The 3,689-nt window shown below is 69.9% G+C and carries 6 protein-coding genes; all 6 read left to right on the top strand.

What is annotated here, in order from left to right; all coding sequences use genetic code 11:
- Positions 1-45 precede the first annotated feature (45 nt).
- Positions 46-402, top strand: a complete 357-nt coding sequence (locus tag ACFYY8_RS42075) for a hypothetical protein (RefSeq protein ID WP_389761692.1) — start codon at positions 46-48, stop codon at positions 400-402.
- Positions 395-1,744, top strand: coding sequence for an FtsK/SpoIIIE domain-containing protein (locus ACFYY8_RS42070; RefSeq protein WP_390050691.1), 1,350 nt, complete (start codon positions 395-397; stop codon positions 1,742-1,744). Before ACFYY8_RS42075 ends, ACFYY8_RS42070 begins: the two co-directional genes overlap by 8 nt.
- Positions 1,745-1,768: 24 nt before the next feature.
- The gene (locus ACFYY8_RS42065; RefSeq protein WP_390050690.1) at positions 1,769-2,419 is read left to right on the top strand and encodes a DUF2637 domain-containing protein; all 651 of its coding nucleotides are present in this window, start codon (positions 1,769-1,771) and stop codon (positions 2,417-2,419) included.
- Positions 2,420-2,434: 15 nt separating this feature from the next.
- Positions 2,435-2,737, top strand: a complete 303-nt coding sequence (locus ACFYY8_RS42060) for a hypothetical protein (RefSeq protein ID WP_352012759.1) — start codon at positions 2,435-2,437, stop codon at positions 2,735-2,737.
- Positions 2,727-2,867: a hypothetical protein gene (locus ACFYY8_RS42055; RefSeq protein ID WP_390050689.1), complete on the top strand. Its 141-nt coding sequence runs from the start codon at positions 2,727-2,729 to the stop codon at positions 2,865-2,867. Before ACFYY8_RS42060 ends, ACFYY8_RS42055 begins: the two co-directional genes overlap by 11 nt.
- A gap of 100 nt (positions 2,868-2,967) precedes the next feature.
- The coding region (locus tag ACFYY8_RS42050; RefSeq protein ID WP_390050688.1) for a replication initiator at positions 2,968-3,689 on the top strand (722 nt) is incomplete at its 3' end.

Below are 3,689 nucleotides of genomic sequence, written 5' to 3'. Positions count from 1 at the left end.
AACTAGGTTGACTATGTTGGCTGAGACGAACAAGGAGGCCCATCCATGCGCACCATCCCGATCCCCGTCGACACCCACCGGCTCCGCTTCACCTGCGTCAAGGCCGCCCGCCCCCGCGTCATCGACCAGGACAGCGGAAAGATCAAGACCGACAAGGACGGCAACAAGGTCTACGAATCCGTACTCCTCGCCGAGGACGAGTTGGGCCGGATCGAACTGGTCAAGGTCGGAACCTCCGGAGAACCGCCCATCGCTCCCGGACAGGACGTCGTCCCCACCGGCATGGTCGGCTACGTCTGGGAGATCCCCAGCAACGGCACCGCCCGCTGGGGCATCAGCTACAAGGCCGCCTCCATCGTCCCCGTCTCCGGCAGACCAGGCGGCGGGGGCGGCGATGCCTGACCTGCCGCACTCCCTGCTCGTCCTGGCAGGCGCGCTGGCCGTACTGGCGACCTGGCGGTGCCTGCACCCGCACTCGTTCTGGCCGATGGTCGGCTACCCGTTCACCGCCCTGAGCGTGCGGGCCTCCTGGCGCAAGGTCGCCCTCGGCTGCGGGCTGACCAAAAAGCGCGCCCGCTGGGCCTTCACCCTCACCCCCGGCGCCCTGGTCTCTACCGGCACCGTGAAGGTACGGCGCCGCTTCCGCCGCGTCGCCGTCGACACCACCCCGTGGATACGGTTCCCGCTGCCGAACCGGCACGGCTGGCGCGTCACCGTCCACCTGCTGGAAGGGCAGATCCCCGACGACTACGCCCAGGTCGCCGAACGGCTCGCGCACTCCTGGGGCGTGCACGCCGTACGCGTGTCGTCCCCGCGCCCCGGACGGGTCGTCCTGGCCGCCATCATCCGAGATCCCCTGATGCGGGTCGATCGGCTACCGCCGTCGGAGGAACTGCTCAAGGTCACGGTGGGACGCCTGGAAACCGGCGCACCATGGGTGATCGACTTCCGAACCGTCCCACACTGGCTCAGCGCCGGAGCGACGCAGTCCGGCAAGTCCAACCTCGCCAACACCCTCATCGTCGGCCTGGCCCCGCAACCGGTGGCGTTGGTCGGCTTCGACCTCAAGGGCGGGGTGGAGTTCACCCCCTACCTTCCACGGCTGTCGGCGCTGGCCACCACCCGCACCGAGAGCGTGGGCCTGCTCGATGACCTGGTGACGCTCATGCTCAACCGGATGGACCTGTGCCGGAGAACGAGCGCCCGCAACCTCTGGCAGCTTCCCCCGGCGGTACGGCCGGTGCCGGTCGTGGTCCTGGTCGACGAGCTGGCCGAGCTGTACCTGATGGCCGACAAGTCCGAGAAGGACGAGGTCGCCCACACCTCTACGACCCTGCTGCGGGTGGCGCGGCTTGGCCGGGCGTTCGGGATCTACCTGTTCTGCTGTGGCCAGCGCATCGGCTCCGACCTCGGCCCCGGCGTCACCGCACTGCGCGCCCAGTGTTCGGGGCGGATCTGCCACCGGGTCAACGATCCGGAGACCGCGACCATGACGCTCGGCGATCTCGACCCGGCCGCTCTGGTCTCCGCGCGGGCGATCCCGGCCGAGACGCCGGGGGTGGCGATCGTGGCCTCCCAGGACGGTCAGTGGTACCGCGCCCGTTCCTTCCATGTCTCCGAGGCCGCCGCCGAACACGCGGCCTGGACGTACGCCGACCTGACCCCGTCCTGGGCGGAGATCGCCGCCCATGCTCCGGCGACCGAGCTCGACCCCGCCGACCTGGACGAACTCCTCACCGCCTGACCTGCCGCAAGGAAGGGGGACACGATGCGACGCCTCATCCGTTGGCTGCTGGACGCCGGGCCGATCCTGGCGCTGGCCGCCATCGCGGGTGCCGGATCGTTCACCCACATCCGCGACACCGCCGCTGAACACGGCCAGGAAGGGTGGATGGCCTGGGCGGTAGCCGTGTGCGTCGACCTGACCTGCGTCATGGCCGCCCGGGAACGCCAGCGTGACAAGCACACCGGACGTACTCGCAACGGCTGGATCTCCTGGCCCACCCTCATCCTGGTCGCCGGGATCGTCCTGTCGCTGGCCGCCAACCTCAACCAGGCCGACCCCACCCCGTGGGGATGGATCACCGCCGCCACACCCGCCGGCGCGTTCCTCGTCGCCGTCTCCATGCTCGAACGGCGAGCATCCAGTCCCCGACCTGAATCATCCCCGGCCTCATCCTTCGCACCGGAGGTCTCCCCCGAACCCGTCCCGGTTTCCGCGCCCGTCCCGGCCATCGACGCCGAGCAGGACGGGCCGTCCTCAGAGCTCCTCGACTACGCCCGGCGCGTGGCCGAGGAATACCAGACCGCGCACAGCAGGCCCATCAGCCGCGACACGCTGCGCGCCCGTCTGGGTGTGTCCCATCAACTGGCCTCCGACCTGCTGCGCACCCTGCGCATCTCGCCGGACGCCCTGTGAAGAGGAGAACCGATCATGTCCACCGACACCCAGCGCCGTACCGCCTTCATCGGCGGCCTGCGCGACCTGGCCTTCTTTCTGGAGGCCAACCCCGCCGTCCCCGTCCCGACGGACTCGACGATCGTCACCTACTACCCCGAGCAGGGCACCGACGACGACCTGTGCGCCGAGATCGACCGGATCGCCGCCCTGTGCGGCACCTCCGTGGACCCGCGGCTGCTGCCGCTGGGCCTCTACACGATCTCGCGCTGCTTCGGCCCTGTCCACGTCGAGTGGACCGCCATCCTCAGCATCGCCAAGCCACCGCATGAGTCCTGAGCCACCCGACGAGCCGGTGACACCGGCTGAGATCCCGTCCCGGTGGTGGCAGTGCTGCACCTGCGGCGGCACCGGAAGCAACAGCTACGGCACCACCTGCGAACACTGCGACGGCCTCGGCTTCTGCTGAAGGCTGTCGGCGCCCCCGGCCTGGCCGTACATCCGCCAAGACGCCCGCCAGGTCGGGGGCCATCCCCCCTCACCCCAACGAGTGAAAGGAGGAGACCATCTTGCCCACAATCCACCCTGATCCGCACGCGATCGCAAGCATGATCACCCGCCTCAACGACCGCAACTACCCCCGCTGGACCTCCCAGATCCGCGCCACGGGCGGTTGCCGCCAGCCCATTCACCTGCGGGGCCGCGTCCTGCACGTCGACCGCACCACCGGCCGTCCCCTGCACTCCTACACCACCGCCACCGAACCCGACGGCGTACTCCGGCTGCCGTGCAAGACCCGGCGGGCCTCCCGGTGCCCGGCCTGCGCCGAGGTCTACCGGGCCGACACCTACCACCTCATCCGCGCCGGACTCGTCGGCGGCAAGGGCGTCCCGCCCTCGGTGACCGCTCACCCATGCCTGTTCATCACCCTCACCGCCCCCTCCTTCGGAGCCGTCCACACCCGCCGAGAGAAGAACGGCAAACCGCTGCCCTGCCGTCCTCGCCGGGACGCCGAGAGGTGCCCGCACGGCCGGGTGATGTCCTGCACCGCTCGTCACGGCGCCGAGGAGTCCTGCCTAGGCGAACCGTTGTGCCCGGACTGCTACGACTACACCGGCAGCGTGCTGTTCAACGCCCTCGCTCCCCAACTGTGGAAGTACTTCACCGACGCCCTACGCCGCCGCGTCGCCAAAGCCGCAGGCCTGACACTGCGGGAGCTGCGCGCCCAGTGCACGATCTCGTTTGCCAAGGTCGCCGAGTACCAGCGGCGCGGGGTGGTGCACTTCCACGC

Origin of the sequence: Streptosporangium sp. NPDC001559, from assembly GCF_042893955.1 — a bacterium.
Taxonomy (GTDB): Bacteria; Actinomycetota; Actinomycetes; order Streptosporangiales; family Streptosporangiaceae; genus Streptosporangium.
The sequence above is the reverse complement of the archived record's forward strand: the minus strand, read 5'-3'. Positions and strand labels throughout refer to the sequence as shown.